This window comes from Propionicimonas paludicola, from assembly GCF_002563675.1.
GTDB classification, from domain to species: domain Bacteria; phylum Actinomycetota; class Actinomycetes; order Propionibacteriales; family Propionibacteriaceae; genus Propionicimonas; species Propionicimonas paludicola.
The window spans coordinates 1034558-1050871 of sequence record NZ_PDJC01000001.1 but is presented as its reverse complement, the minus strand read 5'-3'; the positions used below and the strand labels follow the sequence as shown (position 1 = coordinate 1050871).

The window sequence follows — 16314 nt, the reverse complement described above, 5'->3', positions numbered from 1 at the left end:
CTCAGCTCGCGCTCGTCCCGGATGCAGCCGCGTGCCGGCCACGGATGTGACGGAAGGTCCACAGCTTGTTCACCACGAAGTTGATCGGAGTGGTGATCACGATGGTGAACAGCTGAGACCAGTACTCCCGCGAGGCCAGTCCGGCGTTCTCGTGGAACCAGGGCTCGGGCAGGTAGATCGGAGAAGTCGGGTTGGTGAAGCCGATCTTGATGAACAGTCCGACCAGCGCAGCCACGCTGCCCACAGCCAGGAACGGCCAGAACTCGGCCAGCCAAGGCGCCGCCTTGGTGTCCCGGAAGGTCCAGGACCGATTCAGCTGGAAGTTGAACAGGTTCGCCACCAGGAAGCCGGCGATCCACACCACCGAGGTGAACCTCAGGTTGTAGGCGGTGCCCGGCAGCGACCACAGGATGTCCTGGGCGTGCTGGGTGCCGCCGTGGAGCTTGTTCATCACCACCGCGACCACCATGTTCACCAGGACGCCGGCACCGCCGACGATCCCGAACTTCACGAATTGCCGCGCGACATGGCCGTAGCGGCGGTAGAGATCGGCTGGGCTCACAACTGCGAAGGATATATGGCTCAGCCGCGGACGGCGTCGCGACGCGGTGAGCGCTGGCAGGACGGGCACCGAAACGACGACCGGTTCATGAACGGCTCGCGGACCATCGGACGTCCGCAGCGCAGGCAGGGCAGCCCCTCGCGGCCGTAGGCGTTGAGCGACCGTTCGAAGTAGCCCGATGAGCCGTTGACGTTCACATAGAGCGAGTCGAACGAGGTCCCGCCGGCGGCCAGAGCGGCGGTCATCACCTGATGGGCGGCCTGCAGCAGCTCGATCACCTTGGCCCGGGACAGGCGGTCGGCCGGGGTGTCGTAGTGCAGCTTGGCCAGCCACAGCGACTCGTCGGCGTAGATGTTGCCGATCCCCGAGACGATCTCCTGGTTCAGCAGCACCCGCTTGATCCCGGAGCTGCGGGTACGGATCCGGGCGGCCAACACCGAAAGGTCGAGCTCCGGATCGAGCAGATCGAGGGCGATGTGGGCCAACTCGGCCGGCGCGTCCGCGCCACCGGGGCTGATCGCCAGGCCGCCGAACATCCGCTGGTCGGCGAAGCGCAACTGGGGGCCACCATCAGTGAAGCCGAACATCACCCGACAGTGCGGCGGCAGCGGCTGCTCCTGGCCGTCCAGCCGGAACTGCCCGCTCATGCCCAGATGGGCCAGCAGAGCGTCCCCGTCGGCGAAGGGCAGCCACAGGTACTTGCCGCGACGCTTCGGCTCGGCGAAGGTGCGCCCGACCAGGCTCTGCGCGAAGTCCTCCGGACCGCCCGGGTGTCGCCGCACCGGACGGGTGTGCAGCACCTGGACGTCGGAAACCGTGCGTCCGGCCACTGCGGTGACCAACCCCCGGCGGACGACTTCGACCTCCGGCAGCTCGGGCATCAGGCCGGCGTCTCCTGTGGCACGGTCAGCCGCGCCGACAAGGTCGTGAAGGCGTTCTCGGCCGCGCCTTGCTCGGCAAGCTTCTTCGAGGTACCGGTTCCGGGCTCGAACGTCTCCTCACCGATCACGGCCACGGCTTCGAAGCGCTTGTCGTGATCGGGGCCGGACTCGGTGATCCGGTAGGACGGCCCGCCCAGGCTCTGGTCGGCGCAGAACTCCTGAAGGCTAGTCTTCCAGTCCAGGCCCGCACCCATCGCGGCCGCACTGGCGACCAAGGGGTCGAAGAGATGGTGGATCAGCCGGTCGGCGGCGTCCCGGCCGGCCGAGATCAGCACCGAACCCAGGAATGCCTCCAGTGAGTCGGCCAGGATGGACGACTTGTCGGCACCGCCGGTGGTCTGTTCGCCCTTGCCGAGCAGGATCTCATCGCCGAGATCCAGATCGCGGGCCACGTCGGCCAGGCTGTGCGAGTTCACCACGGCGGCGCGCAGCTTCGCCAGGCGGCCTTCGGGCAGCTCAGGGAACGTCAGGTAGAGATGCTCGGTGACCACGATGCCCAGCACGGCGTCGCCCAGGAACTCCAGACGCTCGTTGTGCGGCAGCCCACCGTTCTCGTACGCGTACGAGCGGTGGGTCATGGCAAGCCGAAACAGCTGGGGGTCGAGATCGATCCCCAGCTGCTCAATCAGCTGCAGGGCGCGGCTCGTCGCCGCTGATGTTCCGGACGTGGCCGGAGCTTCAGGCGTCCAGAACCTGACGACGTGCAGCCCGCGGGCCGTACTGGCCACACTCGGGGCACGCGGTGTGCGGCAGGTGCTTGGCGCCGCAGGCGGCATTCGCGCACGTCACAAGGGTCGGGGCAGTGGTCTTCCACTGCGAGCGGCGAGCCCTGGTGTTGGCACGGGACATTCTCCGCTTGGGAACGGCCACGGCGTTACTCCTTGTTCTTCGTGTCGTTGCTGGGTTGCGCCCACTCCGTTAGCTCAGCCCACCGAGGATCGATGGGTTCAGCGTGGCCGTGATCCGGATCCTGATTCAGGTTGGCCCCGCATTCGGGACACAACCCGGCACAATCCGGGCGGCACAACGGCGTGAACGGCAAATCGAGTACTACCGCGTCCCGCAGGACGGGTTCGAGGTCGATCAACTCTCCCTCGATGCGGCTGGCCTCCGGATCGTCAAGTTCCTTCCCCGGGTAGCAGTACAGCTCCTGGAGGTCGAACTCCTCAGTCTCGGAGATCTCGTCCAGACACCGTGCACAGCTGCCCTGGAGCCGAACCATGGCGGTCCCAGTGACCAGCACCCCCTCCACCACCGACTCCAGCCGCAGGCTGAGCTCGATGGGTGAGCCGAGTGGCACCCCGATCACTTCGATGCCGAGGTCCGCGGGCGCCTGGGCCACCTGAGTGATCTCCTTCAGCACGCCAGCCCTTCGGCTCAGCTCATGGGTATCGATCACGAGACCGGAGCGAGAGTCAGGCAGACGGGGAGGCACGAGGTATCCCTTCAACACGCGGTTCGACAGCGTCGTAACCAAAGGAGGACTCTACCGTGCCGGAGGTCCGGCCACAAAAGCGAGTCCGAATCAGTCGCGCAGCCTGGGCAGCGCTTGGGTGTTGGTGTCGTCGAGCGCAGAGCGCTGCGAGAGCCGCTCCCGCATCGTCCGCACCTGCGACATGGTCTTGTGTAGCCCGGCCTCGAAACTGGCGATCCGGGCGTCCACGTAAGCATCGGCCTCGCGGCTGAGTGCTTCAGCATCACTGAGGGCCTTGGCCTCCAGCTGAGCGGCCTTGCGCTTGGCCTCTTCGACGACCGCCGACTGGCCGGCCAAGAACCGGGCCTTCTCTTCGGCGGCTTCGATGATCTGCTTGGCCTCGGCCTGAGCACGCTCAAGGGTCTCCAGGGAGGTCGCGGCCACCCGCTGAGCCTCCTGGGTGTCGTCGATCAGGGCCTGGGCAGCTTGGTCAATCAACGTGATGGCCTCAGTGCGATTCACCATGCAAGATGCCGACATCGGCACACTCTTGGCCGTGCTGACCAACTCACGCAGCTGCTGAAGGACCTGTTGGGTCCGCTCAACCATCTGCTTGCTCCTTCCTGCCGGCGATTTGGCGGATCCGCCGGGAGACAACTTCTGGGACGAACTCAGAGATATCGCCGCCGTGGGCTGCGATCTCGCGAATCATCGTCGATGACAGCGTCCCCCAAACAGACGACGCGGGGAGAATAATAGTTTCGACTCCGCCAACCGCCGAATTCAGATGAGCCATCTGCAGCTCGAAGTCGAAATCCGAGGCGAAGCGAACCCCCTTCACAACGACTCCCCCACCTAGTCCGGTGACGAAATCCACGAGCAGCCCGGACAACGGCTCCACTCGGACGCCGGGGATACCTGCGGTGGCTTCGACAGCCAGCTTCAGCCGCTCTTCGGCATCGAAAAGGTAGCGCTTGGTGGAGTTCTGACCGACCGCCACCACCACCTCGTCGAAAAGACGGGCGGCACGGGTGATGATGTCGAGATGCCCATAGGTGATCGGATCAAAGGATCCGGGGCAGACGGCTAGCAAAGTTCACCTTCCGGCGGTGGCAGCGAAGTAGAGCGTCGTCTCACCGTAACGTCGAACCCAGCTCTCGGCTATCTGATCGGGCCAACTCGGGGGGGTATCTCTCGATGACCGCTCGAGGACGAACAGCCCGTCGGCGGCCAGCCAACCGGCCTCGAAGGCGGCGCTGAGCACTGGATCGAGCCGATCCAGCTCGACTGCGTAGGGCGGATCGGCCCAGATGATGTCGAAGGCCTGCGGCGCCTCTCCGGTGAGGATCCGCTCCACCCGTCCAGCGACGATTCGGACGTCCAGCCGGGTGTCGGCGACATTGCGGCGAGCCACCGCGACCGCCCGCTGGTCGGACTCGACAGCCCACGCCGGTGCCGCACCGCGGCTGGCCGCCTCCAGCGCCACTGCAGCCGTGCCCGCGTAGAGATCGAGGAAGCTGAACCCGGACAAGGTGGTTTCCGGCGGCTCACCGACCGTGCCGGCCCAGTCACAGATCAGCGAGAAGGCCGCCTCGCGAACCCGGTCGCTGGTCGGCCTGGTGCCGGGATGGTCGGGGGTGTGCAGCCGTTGGCCACGCCGCGATCCCGCGATGATCCTGGTCACCGGCTCAGGCTAGGCCCTCAGTTGTGCTCCAGCCAATCGCCGCCGGACAGCAACTCGGTGGCCCGCACCGCGTCGGCGAAGCCTGGGACCAGGCGCTGCGGGTCGGCCGCGACGCACTCGATGGCCAGCTCCCGCGCCTGTCCGATCAGGTCGGCGTGCTCAAGCACGCGCAGCAGCCGCAGGCTGGATCGGGTGCCGGCCTGGTCGGCGCCGAGCACGTCGCCCTCGCGGCGCTGCTCGAGGTCGAGTTCGGCCAGTTCGAAGCCGTCGGTGGTGGCTGCCACCGCGTCCAGCCGGGCCCGGGACGGCTCGGCTGCGCCGGCCTGGGTGACCAGCAGGCACACCCCGGGGTGCTCCCCCCGGCCGATCCGCCCGCGCAGCTGATGCAGCTGGGAGATGCCGAACCGGTCGGCGTCCCAGACCACCATCATGGTGGCGTTCGGGACGTCCACGCCCACCTCGATCACCGTGGTGGCCACCAGGACGTCCAGCCGGTGCCCGGCGAAGTCGCTCATCACCTGGTCCTTGGTGTCGGACGGGAGCTGGCCGTGCAGGACGCCTACGCGCAGATCAGCCAATGGCCCCGAACGCAGTTGCTCGGCGAGCTCGACCACGCCGAGGCCCGCAGCCGGATCACCCTGGCCGCCGATCCGTGGGCAGACGATGAAGACCTGCCGGCCGGTGGCCGCCTCTTCGCGAACCCGCTCCCAGGCACGATCCACCCAGGCCGGCCGCAGGGCGGCGTCCACCACCACCGTGGAGACCTGGGCCCGGCCGGACGGCAGCTCGGCCAGGGTGGACACGTCCAGGTCGCCGAAGATGGTCATGGCCACCGAACGCGGGATCGGGGTGGCGGTCAGCACCAGGACATGCGGACGGCTGGACGCCTTCTCGGCCAACTGAGCCCGCTGCTCGACGCCGAAGCGATGCTGCTCGTCGATCACGATCAGACCCAGCTCGGCGAACTGCACCCGGTCGGCCAGCAGCGCATGGGTGCCGATCACGATCCCGGCCTCGCCACTGGCCGCCCGCAGCATGGCCGACTTCTTGGCCGCCGTCGACAGTGAGCCAGACAGCAGCACCACCTCGGTGGCCACGTCCGGGGTGCCGAGCATCCGGCCGCCGCCGAGCTCACCCAGCAGCCGGGTGATGGTCTGGTAGTGCTGGGCGGCCAGCACCTCGGTGGGCGCCAGCAGCGCGGCCTGGCCGCCGGAGTCCACCACGGCCAGCATGGCCCGCAGCGCCACGACGGTCTTGCCCGAGCCGACCTCGCCCTGGAGCAGCCGCTGCATCGGACGGTCCTTGGCCAGGTCGTCCAGGATGTCGGCGCTCACCTGTTGCTGGCCCGCGGTCAGCGTGAACGGCAGCCGGGCGTCGAAGGCGTCCAGCAGGCCCTCGGCGACCCGGGGCCGCGGGATCGCCTTGCGGGTGGCCGCGTCGGCCCGCCGATAGGCCATGGTCAGCTGGGTGGACAGCGCCTCATCGAAGCGCAGGCGCTCGGCTCCTCGCTCAGCCTCCGCCAGGTCGGCGGGCTGATGGACGGCGGCCAGAGCCTGGCTCAGACCAAGCACTCCGGCCCGTTCGCGCACCCAGGACGGCCAGGGGTCCTCGACGCCCTCCACACTGGCCAGGGCCAGCCGGGCACACTCGGCCACCTTCCAGGTGTGCAACTTGGCCGTGGCCGGATACATCCCGACCAGTCCGGTGCGGGCCAGCTCGGCCATGAGCGCCTTCTCCTCGCCGGTGGCCACCACTCGTCCGGACGCATCGAGCATGACGAACTCGGGATGGCTCATCTGCAGCTGGTTGCGGAAGCTGCCGACCTTGCCGACGAACAGTCCGGCCACCCCGGCCTGCAGCTGGCGGCTCCACCAGTCGAGCAGGTGATCGCGTCCGAAGAAAGTCGCGGTGAGCCGACCCTTGCCGTCGGTGAGGGTGACTTCGAGGCGGCCGGGGGCCGGCTTGCGGCCGGCCGATGGTCGGGCCGAATGCCGCTCGATGTTGCCAACCTTGGCCATCACAGCCACATGGTCGCCCTCGACCAGCGTGGCCAGGTCGGTGAGTTCAGTACCGGACAGGTAGCGCCGCGGGATGTGTCGCAGCAGGTCGCCGACGGTCTGGATCCGCAGCGCCGTGAACTCCTTGGCGGTGCGCTCGCCGAGCACACTGGACAGCGGCGCATAGAGCCGCGCATAGGCCTGCGTGTGCCAGCCGTCCAGGTTCGTTCCCATGAGCGTTCAGCCTAGGTGCAGCCACCGACGACCGGCCCACGGCGACACTCGCCGGGTGTCGATCGACCACGTCCGGACATGACAAGAGACCCGCCGAAGCGGGTCTCTCGACGTTGGGTCAGCGAGTGACGCGACCGGCCTTCAGGCAGGACGTGCACACGTTGAGACGCTTGGGGGTGCCCTCGACCACAGCACGGACCCGCTGAATGTTCGGGTTCCAACGCCGGTTGGTCTTCTTCTTCGACCACGGCACGTTGTGCCCGAAGCCGGGCCCCTTGGCGCAGATGTCACAGACGGCAGCCACCGCAGCACTCCTCGTTATCCAAACTGTTCCGGCGCTCGATCGCAGCCAGAAGAACGGCCCCCACTGCGGGGACCTGCCCACGATACCCGACGGGTCGGGCACCTGGCCAATCGGTCAGGACGCCACCACGATCGGCAGGATCATCGGACGGCGCCGGAAGTTGTTGTTCACCCAGCGTCCGATCAGCCTGCGCAGCAGTTGCTGGAGCACATAGGTGTCGTCGGCGCCGTCGGCCAATGAGCGTCTCAGGGCGGCCGCCAGCTCGGGACGGATCTCGTCGAAGACCGAGTCGTCCTCGGCGAAACCACGGGCGTGGATGTCCGGTCCGCTGACCAGTTCGGCGCTGTGCAGGTTCACCACCGCGATCACCGTGATGAAGCCCTCCTCGCCGAGGATCTTGCGATCGGTCAGCTCGGCGTCACCGATCTCACCCTCGGTCAGGCCGTCCACAAAGATGTAGCCGCACTCCAGCTGACCGACCTGTCGGGCCACGCCCTTGGCCAGGTCGATCACGGCACCGTCCTCGACCGCGAAGGTGCGCTCGGGCGGGACTCCGGTGGAGATGGCCAGCTTGGCGTTGGCGATCAGGTGCCGGGCCTCACCGTGCACCGGCAGCACATTCTTCGGGGTCAGCAGGTTGTAGCAGTAGAGCAACTCCCCCGCGCTAGCGTGGCCGGACACGTGCACCAGCGCATTGCCCTTGTGCACGACGTTGACCCCATTGCGGATCAGGGCGTTGATCACCCGGTAGACCGAGTTCTCATTGCCCGGGATCAGGGACGAGGCCAGCAGCACCACGTCGCCGGGGCCCGCGGTGATCACCGGGTGCTCGTGGTTGGAGATCCGGGACAGTGCGCTGAGCGGCTCGCCCTGGGAGCCGGTGGAGATGATCACCACCTCATCGTCGCGGTAGTTCTCGATCTGCTTGAGCTCGATCAAAGTGTTCTCCGGCACCCGCAGGAAGCCGAGCTCCCTAGCCACGGTCATGTTGCGGAGCATCGAGCGGCCGACATAGACCACCTTGCGGCGATGCCGGGCGGCCGCGTCCATCACCTGCTGGACCCGGTGCACGTGCGAGGCGAAGCAGGCCACGATCAGCTTCTTGTCGGCCTGGGCGAAGACCCGCTCCATGGCCGGCTCGATCTCCCGCTCGCCGGTGGTGAAGCCGGGGGTGTCGGCATTGGTGGAGTCGGGCATGAACAGATCCAGCCCCTCCTCCCCCAGCCGGGCGAACCCGCGCAGGTCGGTCAGCCGATGGTCCAGCGGGAGCTGATCCATCTTGAAGTCGCCGGTGTGCAGCACCGAGCCGGCCTTCGTCCGCAGCGCCACCGCGAGGGCGTCCGGGATGGAGTGGTTCACCGCGAAGAACTCCAGGTTGAACTCGCCGGCCTGGACCCGGTCGCCCTCGGCGACTTCGTGCAAGTTGGTCTGGCCGACCCGATGCTCGCGCAGCTTGGCCTGGACCAGTGCCAGGGTCAGTCGGGAGCCATAGACCGGCAGATCGGGACGGCGGCGCAGCAGGTAGGGCACCGCACCGATGTGGTCCTCGTGACCGTGGGTGAGGACCAGAGCCTGTACCTGGTCGAGCCGATCCTCGATCAAGTGCAGCCCGGGCAGGATCAGGTCGACGCCGGGCTGGTCATCGGAGGGGAACAGCACGCCGCAGTCGATGAACAGCAGCTGAGAGTTGATCTCGAAGCAGCTCATGTTGCGGCCGATATCGCCGTGCCCGCCCAGCGGAATGACCCGCAAGGTGTCGGCAGCCAGCTTCGGAGGTTTCTTCAAGGTCTCACGCACAAGCCAAAACTAGCCCGCCGGGGGCTCAGCCAACGATTCCGACGCAGGTTGCCGGCGCTTCAAGGTGGGTACAGTGACCCGGTGATCGCTGACTCAGTACGCCTGGCCCTGCCCGCGGAGGCCGCCGCCATCGCTGCCCTGCAGCGTCGCTGCTGGGTCTCCGACTACCCGTCCGAGCTCTCCGACCAGCTGCTGGCCTCGGCCGATCTGGCCGCCATGACCGCCAGCTGGGAGGCCGCCATCGTGCGTCCGCCGCTGGCTCAGTTCCGGGTCCTGGTGGCGATCGGCGCCGAGCGACTGGTCGGCTTCGCCGTGGTCGGCCCCTCCGACGATCCGGACGCCGTCGCCGGCTCGGATGCGCTGGTGGCCGAGTTCAGTGTGGACCCGCAGGCCCGGCGGTCGGGCCACGGCTCCCGGCTGCTCAATGCCGTGGCGGACACTCTGCGCGCGGACGGCTTCGCCCGGGCCACCTGGTGGGTGCGCTCGACCGACGACGTCCTGCGGGAGTTCCTGGTGTCCTCCGGCTGGGCCGCTGACGGCGCGCACACCGAGGTGGCCATGAGTGGCGACGGACCTCGGCTGAAGCTGGTCCGGCTGCACACCGGGCTCGCCTAGGGCTCCTGCCGCTGTCAGTGCGGCCAGACGCGCGGCTAGAGGCCGAGCAGGTCGTCGATGCCGATGGTCAGTCCTGGACGGTCGACCACGGCCCGTACGGCCAACAGCACCCCGGGCATGAAGGACGCCCGGTCGAAGGAGTCGTGCCGAACCGTGAGGGTCTCCCCCACCGCGCCGAACAGCACCTCCTGATGGGCCACCAGGCCACGCAGCCGCACCCCGTGCACATGCACTCCGTCGACAACCGCGCCACGGGCTCCGTCCGGGTCGCTGGTGGTGGCATCCGGCACCGGACCCAGCCCGGCCTCGGCACGCGCCTGGGCGATCCGGGAGGCCGTCACCCGGGCCGTGCCCGACGGGGCGTCCACTTTGTCCGGGTGATGCAGTTCGATGATCTCGGCCGACTCGTAGAAGCGGGCCGCCTGCTCGGCGAAGCGCATCATCAGCACCGCGCCGATCGAGAAGTTGGCCGCGATCAGCACTCCGGAGGTCGGCTGCGGGCCGAGCAACTCGCGCACCTGGTCCAGCCGCTCCGCGGCGAAGCCGGTGGTGCCGACCACGACGTTGATGCCGCGTTCGGCGCACCAGGCAATGTTGTCCATCACCACGGCAGGGACGGTGAAGTCGACCACCACGTCGGCCTGCTCGACGGCGCTGCGGTCCTCACCGGCATCGACCGCGGCGACCAGTTCCAGGCCGTCGGCGGCCTCAACAGCCCGACAGACCTCGGCGCCCATCCGTCCCTTGGCCCCGAACACTGCAACCTTCATCGTCCATCCTTCCGTCGCGGCCATCCTAGACAGCACAAGGCCATCCACTCGCTGCACTACGCGCCGCGAACGCGGCTCACCTCGCTACCGTTCCGGCTGCTTCGCTACCGGTACTGCCACCTCGCTACCGGTGGAGCTGTAGCGAAGCAGCCCAAGGGGTAGCGAAGCGGGCCCCGACAGAGAGCGGCGGCAGCGACTGGTGATCCGAGAGGGGTCCTACGGCCTGCGAGTGCCCTACGCCCGCTGAGCTTTCGGCGCCGGATGGCGCGGCGCCAGGTCGAACCCCCGACGAAGCAGTCTCCGCAACTGGTCGGGGTCGTTGGCCTCACGCCATCCCCACCGGACGATCCAGAAGCCCGCCTGGCGAATCCTCTCCTCACGGCGCTTCTCGCGCATCACCGCGTCGGCCGGCGTCTCACCTGGACGAAGCAGTTCGCCGTACTTGACTCGTCCATCACACTCGCCCACTAGCCCGTAGTCATCCCAGCCAAAGTCAGTTGTCGCAACAAGCGCACCGTCCAGGATCACTCGGAACTGCGTGACGGGCATCGGGAACCCCAGCCGGTACATCTGCACCCTGCTGATCGACTCAGCGGGCGACCCCGCTGCACCATCGGCAAGTCGAAGTGCCGCGGCCGCGCGACGCCGTCCAGGCCAGTTGCTCATTCGGTCGAGCACCTCACCCAAAGCCTCGGGCGCGCAGCCGTCGGCCAGGGCGGCATCCAGCCCGACCACACCCCAGTCGAGGGTCAGCTCCCGTGCCAGATCCATTACCGTGCGGGCCAGGCTCGTGACCGGCAACCCGTCAACAGCGTCGAGGTCATCTCGCAACAACGACGCCCTGCGCAAATGGACCACCGGTCCGTGCCGACCATGGCCGTCGCCGGCCCGGGTCACCCACACCCGATCAAGACGATCCTCGCGCACAGGAAGGCCATGCAGCACGGCAGCAGAGGTATGACTCAGCACGCTGCCCTCCGCGAGCAGTGGGAACGTCGCCGCAATGAGGCGGCGATGCCGGGCGAGCGCGTCCAGGTCGGTCCTGGCTGCGTAGCTCCCCCGCCGGATGCGCTCAAGGTGCCCATCCCTGCAGGCCGCGCGCAGCTCGCCCGGTGCGATTCCCTCGCCTCGGACGAGCTCGTCGGTCGTCCGCCCACGATCCATGACGCACAGCACACCACGCTGAGCCTGCCATTCAGGGGGCCATCGGCCCGATCCGGGCGAATCTGTGGATAGCTACTCGGCCGTCATCACTGCGGCGCCGGCCGAGACGCGTCCGCTTCGCTACCCGTGGACGCGCTTCGCTACCCCTAGAGCAGTAGCGAAGTGGACCGACCGGTAGCGAAGTAGGCCAACCGGTAGCGAAGCGGACGGACGGCCCCGCGAACAGCACAGTGGCCGGCGTCCCGTAGGACGCCGGCCACTGTGACGAGCTGATCGGCTCAGGTTGAGCCGAACGATCTCAGATCAGGCCTCGGGCTCCGCCTCGGCTGCCTTCTCCTCGACGACCGGGATCAGGGACAGCTTGCCCTTCTCGTCGATCTCGGAGATCTCGACCTGGATCTTCTGGCCGACGCTGACCACGTCCTCCACGTTCTCCACCCGGCCACCGCCGGCCAGCGAACGCAGCTTGGAGATGTGCAGCAGGCCATCCTTGCCCGGGAGCAGGGAGACGAACGCGCCGAACGGCATGATCTTCACGACCGTGCCCAGGTAGCGCTCGCCCTTCTCCGGCATGGTCGGGTTGGCGATGCCGTTGATGATCATGCGCGCGGCCTCTGCGGCCTCACCGTTGTCGGCACCGATGTAGATGGTGCCGTCATCCTCGATCGAGATGTTGGCGCCGGTGTCGTCCTGGATCTGGTTGATCATCTTGCCCTTGGGCCCGATGACCTCGCCGATCTTGTCGACCGGGATCCGGATGGTGATGATCCGCGGAGCGTAGGGGCTCATCTCGTCCGGAGCGTCGATGGCCTCACCCATCACGTCCAGGATCGTGTGGCGAGCCTCACGCGCCTGCTGCAGAGCGCCAGCCAGCACCTCGGACGGGATGCCGTTGAGCTTGGTGTCCAGCTGCAGGGCGGTGACGAAGTCACGGGTACCGGCAACCTTGAAGTCCATGTCGCCGAGGGCATCCTCAGCACCCAGGATGTCGGTCAGCGCGACGTACTTGGTCTCGCCGTCGATCTCCTCGCTCATCAGGCCCATGGCGATACCGGCCACCGGAGCCTTCAGCGGCACACCGGCGTTCAGCAGGGCCAGGGTGGACGCACAGACCGAACCCATCGAGGTCGAACCGTTCGAGCCGAGAGCCTCGGACACCTCACGGATCGCGTAGGGGAACTCGTCGCGCTTGGGCAGCACCGGGATCAGGGCCCGCTCAGCGAGCGCGCCGTGACCGATCTCCCGCCGCTTCGGCGAGCCGACTCGGCCGGTCTCGCCGGTGGAGTACGGCGGGAAGTTGTAGTTGTGCATGTAGCGCTTGGTGGTCTCCGGGGAGAGCGTGTCCAGCTTCTGCTCCATGTCGAGCATGTTCAGGGTGGAGACGCCCAGGATCTGGGTCTCGCCACGCTGGAACAGCGCCGAACCGTGCACCCGGGGCAGCACGCCGACCTCGGCCGACAGGGTCCGGATGTCCCGGACGCCACGGCCGTCGATGCGCACCTTCTCGGTGAGCGTCTTGTGCCGGACGACCTTCTTGGTCAGCGCGTAGAACGCCCCGCTGATCTCCTTCTCCCGCTCGGTGAACTGCGCGTCGAGCTCGGCGTGCAGAGCAGCCTTCAGCTCCTCGGTCGCAGCCTCCCGCTCGGCCTTGCCGGCGATCGACATGACGGCCTTGAGCCGATCGAGGCCGGCGGCCTCGACAGCGGCGAACACGTCGGGCTGGTAGTCTAGGAAGACTGGGAACTGGCTGACCGGCTTGGGAGCCATGGCGGCCAGCTCGGCCTGAGCATCACACAGCGCCTTGATGAACGGCTTGGCCGCCTCGATGCCCTGCGCCACGACCTCTTCGGTCGGAGCGGTGCGGCCGGAGCGAACCAGATCCCAGGTGGCGGCGGTGGACTCGGCCTCCACCATCATGATCGCGACATCGCCATCGGGCAGAACCCGGCCGGCGATCGCCATCTCGAAGGTGGACTGCTCCATCTGGTCGACAGTCGGGAAGCCGACCCACTGGTCACCGATCAGGGCGATCCGCAGACCGCCGACCGGGCCGGAGAACGGCAGACCGGCCAAGGTGGTGGACGCCGAGCCGGCGTTGATGGCCAGCACGTCGAAGCGGACGTTCGGGTTCAGCGCCATCACGGTGATGACGACCTGGACCTCGTTGCGCAGGCCCTTGACGAAGCAGGGACGCAGCGGACGGTCGGTCAGCCGGGCAGCCAGGATGGCGCCCTCGGACGGCCGGCCTTCGCGACGGAAGAAGGAGCCGGGGATCCGGCCCGCGGCATACATCCGCTCCTCGACGTCGACGGTCAGGGGGAAGAAGTCGACGGCATCCCGCGGGTTCTTGGCCGCAGTGGTGGCCGACAGCAACATGGTGTCGCCGTCCAGGTAGACAGCAGCAGAGCCATTGGCCTGCTTGGCGAGCAGTCCGGTCTCGAACCGAACCACATGCTTACCGAATGAACCGTTGTCAATCACGGCCTCGGTGAAGCGAATCTCAGGACCTTCCATTCAGATTCCTTTCGTTATCCCCGCCGCTCCTCGCCCGGTCTTCGATCGAGGCTCGCGGGGAACTCGAGGTTTCCCGAAAGTCACTACCGAGGACCAAACCAGTTGCCGGTCGGGCTCGATCTTGGGTTGTACGCACGATCAGCCGGTGACGGAGTCCGTCACCGGCTGATCAAGAAGCGAGTGTCACCGACGCAGGCCGAGGCGTGCGATCAGCGAACGGTAGTGCTCAACGTCGTTCTTCATCACGTAGTTGAGCAGGCGGCGGCGCTGGCCGACCAGCAGCATCAGGCCACGGCGGCTGTGGTGGTCGCCCTTGTGCTCCTTCAGATGCTCGGTCAGGTGCGCGATCCGCTTGGTGAGCAGCGCAATCTGAACGTCCGGCGAACCGGTATCGCCCGGGGCGATCGCGTACTCTTCGATGATCTTCTTCTTGGTGTCAGCGTCCATCTTCGGCTGCTCTCCTCTCGGTTTCCCGTTGCGCGGCGCTCCCCTGACCAAAGGTCCGATTCGTTTCAGATTTCGGATCGTGGGAGCTCTTGGGCGTCCGCGGCCGTCATGACGGCGAGGCAATGTTACCGGGCCGCGGCACCAGCGGGCCAATCGCGTGCGTAATCGGTGCCCCTCGGCGGGCAAAACCAGCCCCACTGCACGATCGGGCGGCCCGAGGCCCGGGTCGAGGAAGAATGTTCACCCCGGTGCCCACTACGCTACCGACCGTTGGCTTTGCCGGGCCGACTTCGTCGGAAGGACTTACAACTTATGCAGATCGGCATCCCCCTGGAGACTCAGGTCGGGGAGACCCGCGTTGCGGCCACCCCGAAGACCGTCGCTCAGCTCATCCAACTAGGTCATTCGGTGCTCGTCGAGAAGGGGGCCGGGACCAAGGCTTCCTACCCCGACGCCGACTACGCCGCCGCCGGTGCCACCGTCGCTGACAGCCCAGCAATTTGGGCGGCCGAGATGGTGGCCAAGATCAATCCTCCTAGCGAGGCCGAGATCGCCAAGCTCCGCGAAGGCGCGGTGCTGGTTTCTCTGCTCGCTCCGGCCCGCAGCCCCGAGCTGGTGGCCGCCCTCAACGAGCGCAAGATCACCGCACTGGCAATGGACGCCGTGCCGCGGATCTCCCGCGCTCAGGCGCTGGACGTGCTCAGCTCGATGGCCAACATCGCCGGCTACCGCGCGGTGGTCGAGGCGGCCAACGAGTTCGGCTCGTTCTTCACCGGGCAGGTCACGGCGGCCGGCAAGGTACCTCCGGCCAAGGTCTTCGTCTCCGGCGCCGGCGTGGCCGGGCTGGCGGCGATCGGCACCGCGAAGTCGCTGGGCGCGATCGTCCGGGCCACCGACCTGCGCGCCGAGGTGGCCGAGCAGGTCCAGTCCATGGGCGGCGAGTTCGTCGCGGTGAAGGCCGAACAGCAGAAGTCGAGCGACGGCTACGCCAAGGAGGCTTCCGAGGCCTACAACCAGGCCGCCGCTCAGATGTACGCCGAGCAGTGCAAGGACGTCGACATCATCATCACCACCGCGCTGATCCCGGGACGCCCGGCTCCGCGGCTGATCACCGCCGAGATGGTGGCCACCATGAAGCCCGGCTCGGTGATCGTCGACATGGCCGCCTCCAACGGCGGCAACGTCGAGGGTTCGGTGGCCGACAAGCTGGTGGTGACCGAGAACGGCGTGAAGATCATCGGCTACACCGACCTGGCCGGCCGGCTGCCAACCCAGGCCTCGCAGCTCTTCGGCACCAACGTGGTGAACCTGATGAAGCTGCTCACCCCGGCCAAGGACGGCGAGGTCGTCTTCGACTTCGAGGACGTCGTGGTGCGCGGCATGACCGTCTCCAAGGACGGCGAAGTCCTGTGGCCACCGCCACCGGTGCAGGTGTCGGCAGCGCCGACGGCTGCCGTCGAGGCCAAGCCGGTCGAGGATCCGGCGGTCAAGGCTGCTCGTGAGGCGGCCCAGGCCAAGGCCAAGACCACTCGTCAGCTGATCTGGTCTGCGCTCGCCGCGGCGCTGGTGGTGCTGGCCGTCACCTTCTCGCCGGCCAGCTTCGTCGGAGCCTTCACGGTCTTCGCACTGGCCGTCGTGGTCGGCTTCTACGTGGTCAGCGGCGTCGCCCACTCGCTGCACACGCCGCTGATGGCTCAGACCAATGCCATCTCCGGCATCATCCTGGTCGGCGCCCTGCTGCAGCTGGGTTCGACCAACATCGCAGTCCTGGTGATGAGCTTCATCGCCGCGACCATCGCATCGATCAACATCTTCGGCGGGTTCCTGGTGTCGTACCGGATGCTCGGCATGTTCAAGAAGGAGGCCTGAGC

Annotated in this window: 17 protein-coding genes; 2 read left to right on the top strand and 15 right to left on the bottom strand. The window is 67.6% G+C overall.

All coding sequences use genetic code 11. From position 1 onward, the window contains the following. Nucleotide 1: 1 nt before the first annotated feature. The 11 genes from ATK74_RS04790 to ATK74_RS04740 form a co-directional block, all read right to left on the bottom strand. The gene (locus ATK74_RS04790; RefSeq protein ID WP_342745419.1) at nucleotides 2-562 is read right to left on the bottom strand and encodes a GtrA family protein; all 561 of its coding nucleotides are present in this window, start codon (nucleotides 560-562) and stop codon (nucleotides 2-4) included. 20 nt (nucleotides 563-582) lie between these two features. Next, nucleotides 583-1443, bottom strand: a complete 861-nt coding sequence (gene mutM / locus ATK74_RS04785) for a bifunctional DNA-formamidopyrimidine glycosylase/DNA-(apurinic or apyrimidinic site) lyase (protein ID WP_098459973.1) — start codon at nucleotides 1441-1443, stop codon at nucleotides 583-585. Further along, nucleotides 1443-2231, bottom strand: a complete 789-nt coding sequence (gene rnc / locus ATK74_RS04780; protein WP_425440092.1) for a ribonuclease III — start codon at nucleotides 2229-2231, stop codon at nucleotides 1443-1445. Before rnc ends, mutM begins: the two co-directional genes overlap by 1 nt. Then, nucleotides 2182-2373 carry a 50S ribosomal protein L32 gene (rpmF, locus tag ATK74_RS04775; RefSeq protein ID WP_098459971.1) on the bottom strand — a complete coding sequence of 64 codons (192 nt, stop codon included), beginning with the start codon at nucleotides 2371-2373 and terminating at the stop codon, nucleotides 2182-2184. Before rpmF ends, rnc begins: the two co-directional genes overlap by 50 nt. 4 nt (nucleotides 2374-2377) lie before the next feature. Beyond that, nucleotides 2378-2980 (bottom strand): YceD family protein, encoded by a 603-nt coding sequence (locus tag ATK74_RS04770; protein ID WP_245840700.1) that lies wholly within the window; start codon nucleotides 2978-2980, stop codon nucleotides 2378-2380. 48 nt (nucleotides 2981-3028) lie between these two features. Next, on the bottom strand, nucleotides 3029-3526 hold the full coding sequence (locus tag ATK74_RS04765) for a hypothetical protein (protein ID WP_098459970.1): 498 nt from the start codon (nucleotides 3524-3526) through the stop codon (nucleotides 3029-3031). Beyond that, nucleotides 3519-4010, bottom strand: a complete 492-nt coding sequence (coaD, locus tag ATK74_RS04760) for a pantetheine-phosphate adenylyltransferase (protein ID WP_098459969.1) — start codon at nucleotides 4008-4010, stop codon at nucleotides 3519-3521. Before coaD ends, ATK74_RS04765 begins: the two co-directional genes overlap by 8 nt. 3 nt (nucleotides 4011-4013) lie before the next feature. Beyond that, nucleotides 4014-4601: an RsmD family RNA methyltransferase gene (locus ATK74_RS04755; protein WP_098459968.1), complete on the bottom strand. Its 588-nt coding sequence runs from the start codon at nucleotides 4599-4601 to the stop codon at nucleotides 4014-4016. 17 nt (nucleotides 4602-4618) lie between these two features. After that, nucleotides 4619-6832 (bottom strand): ATP-dependent DNA helicase RecG, encoded by a 2214-nt coding sequence (locus tag ATK74_RS04750; protein ID WP_098459967.1) that lies wholly within the window; start codon nucleotides 6830-6832, stop codon nucleotides 4619-4621. A 118-nt stretch (nucleotides 6833-6950) separates the two neighbouring features. After that, on the bottom strand, nucleotides 6951-7136 hold the full coding sequence (gene rpmB, locus ATK74_RS04745; protein ID WP_098459966.1) for a 50S ribosomal protein L28: 186 nt from the start codon (nucleotides 7134-7136) through the stop codon (nucleotides 6951-6953). Between the two features lie 114 nt (nucleotides 7137-7250). Next, the gene (locus ATK74_RS04740; RefSeq protein WP_098459965.1) at nucleotides 7251-8933 is read right to left on the bottom strand and encodes a ribonuclease J; all 1683 of its coding nucleotides are present in this window, start codon (nucleotides 8931-8933) and stop codon (nucleotides 7251-7253) included. 81 nt (nucleotides 8934-9014) lie between these two features. Between ATK74_RS04740 and ATK74_RS04735 the strand changes: the two genes are divergently transcribed. Beyond that, nucleotides 9015-9548, top strand: coding sequence for a GNAT family N-acetyltransferase (locus ATK74_RS04735; protein WP_098459964.1), 534 nt, complete (start codon nucleotides 9015-9017; stop codon nucleotides 9546-9548). A 35-nt stretch (nucleotides 9549-9583) separates the two neighbouring features. On the opposite strand, the gene dapB is transcribed toward ATK74_RS04735, so the two are convergent. From dapB to rpsO, 4 genes are all read right to left on the bottom strand, one after another. Continuing rightward, nucleotides 9584-10318 (bottom strand): 4-hydroxy-tetrahydrodipicolinate reductase, encoded by a 735-nt coding sequence (gene dapB / locus ATK74_RS04730; protein WP_098459963.1) that lies wholly within the window; start codon nucleotides 10316-10318, stop codon nucleotides 9584-9586. Between the two features lie 234 nt (nucleotides 10319-10552). After that, the gene (locus ATK74_RS04725) at nucleotides 10553-11482 is read right to left on the bottom strand and encodes a type IV toxin-antitoxin system AbiEi family antitoxin domain-containing protein (RefSeq protein ID WP_143483566.1); all 930 of its coding nucleotides are present in this window, start codon (nucleotides 11480-11482) and stop codon (nucleotides 10553-10555) included. Between the two features lie 303 nt (nucleotides 11483-11785). Beyond that, nucleotides 11786-13996 (bottom strand): polyribonucleotide nucleotidyltransferase, encoded by a 2211-nt coding sequence (locus ATK74_RS04720; RefSeq protein ID WP_098459961.1) that lies wholly within the window; start codon nucleotides 13994-13996, stop codon nucleotides 11786-11788. 183 nt (nucleotides 13997-14179) lie between these two features. Then, a complete protein-coding gene (rpsO, locus tag ATK74_RS04715) occupies nucleotides 14180-14443 on the bottom strand; it encodes a 30S ribosomal protein S15 (RefSeq protein WP_098459960.1) in 264 nt (87 codons plus the stop codon). 312 nt (nucleotides 14444-14755) lie between these two features. On the opposite strand from rpsO, the gene ATK74_RS04710 reads away from it, so the two are divergent. After that, complete coding sequence (locus ATK74_RS04710; protein WP_098459959.1) at nucleotides 14756-16312, top strand: Re/Si-specific NAD(P)(+) transhydrogenase subunit alpha; 1557 nt, start codon at nucleotides 14756-14758, stop codon at nucleotides 16310-16312. Nucleotides 16313-16314: the final 2 nt, after the last annotated feature.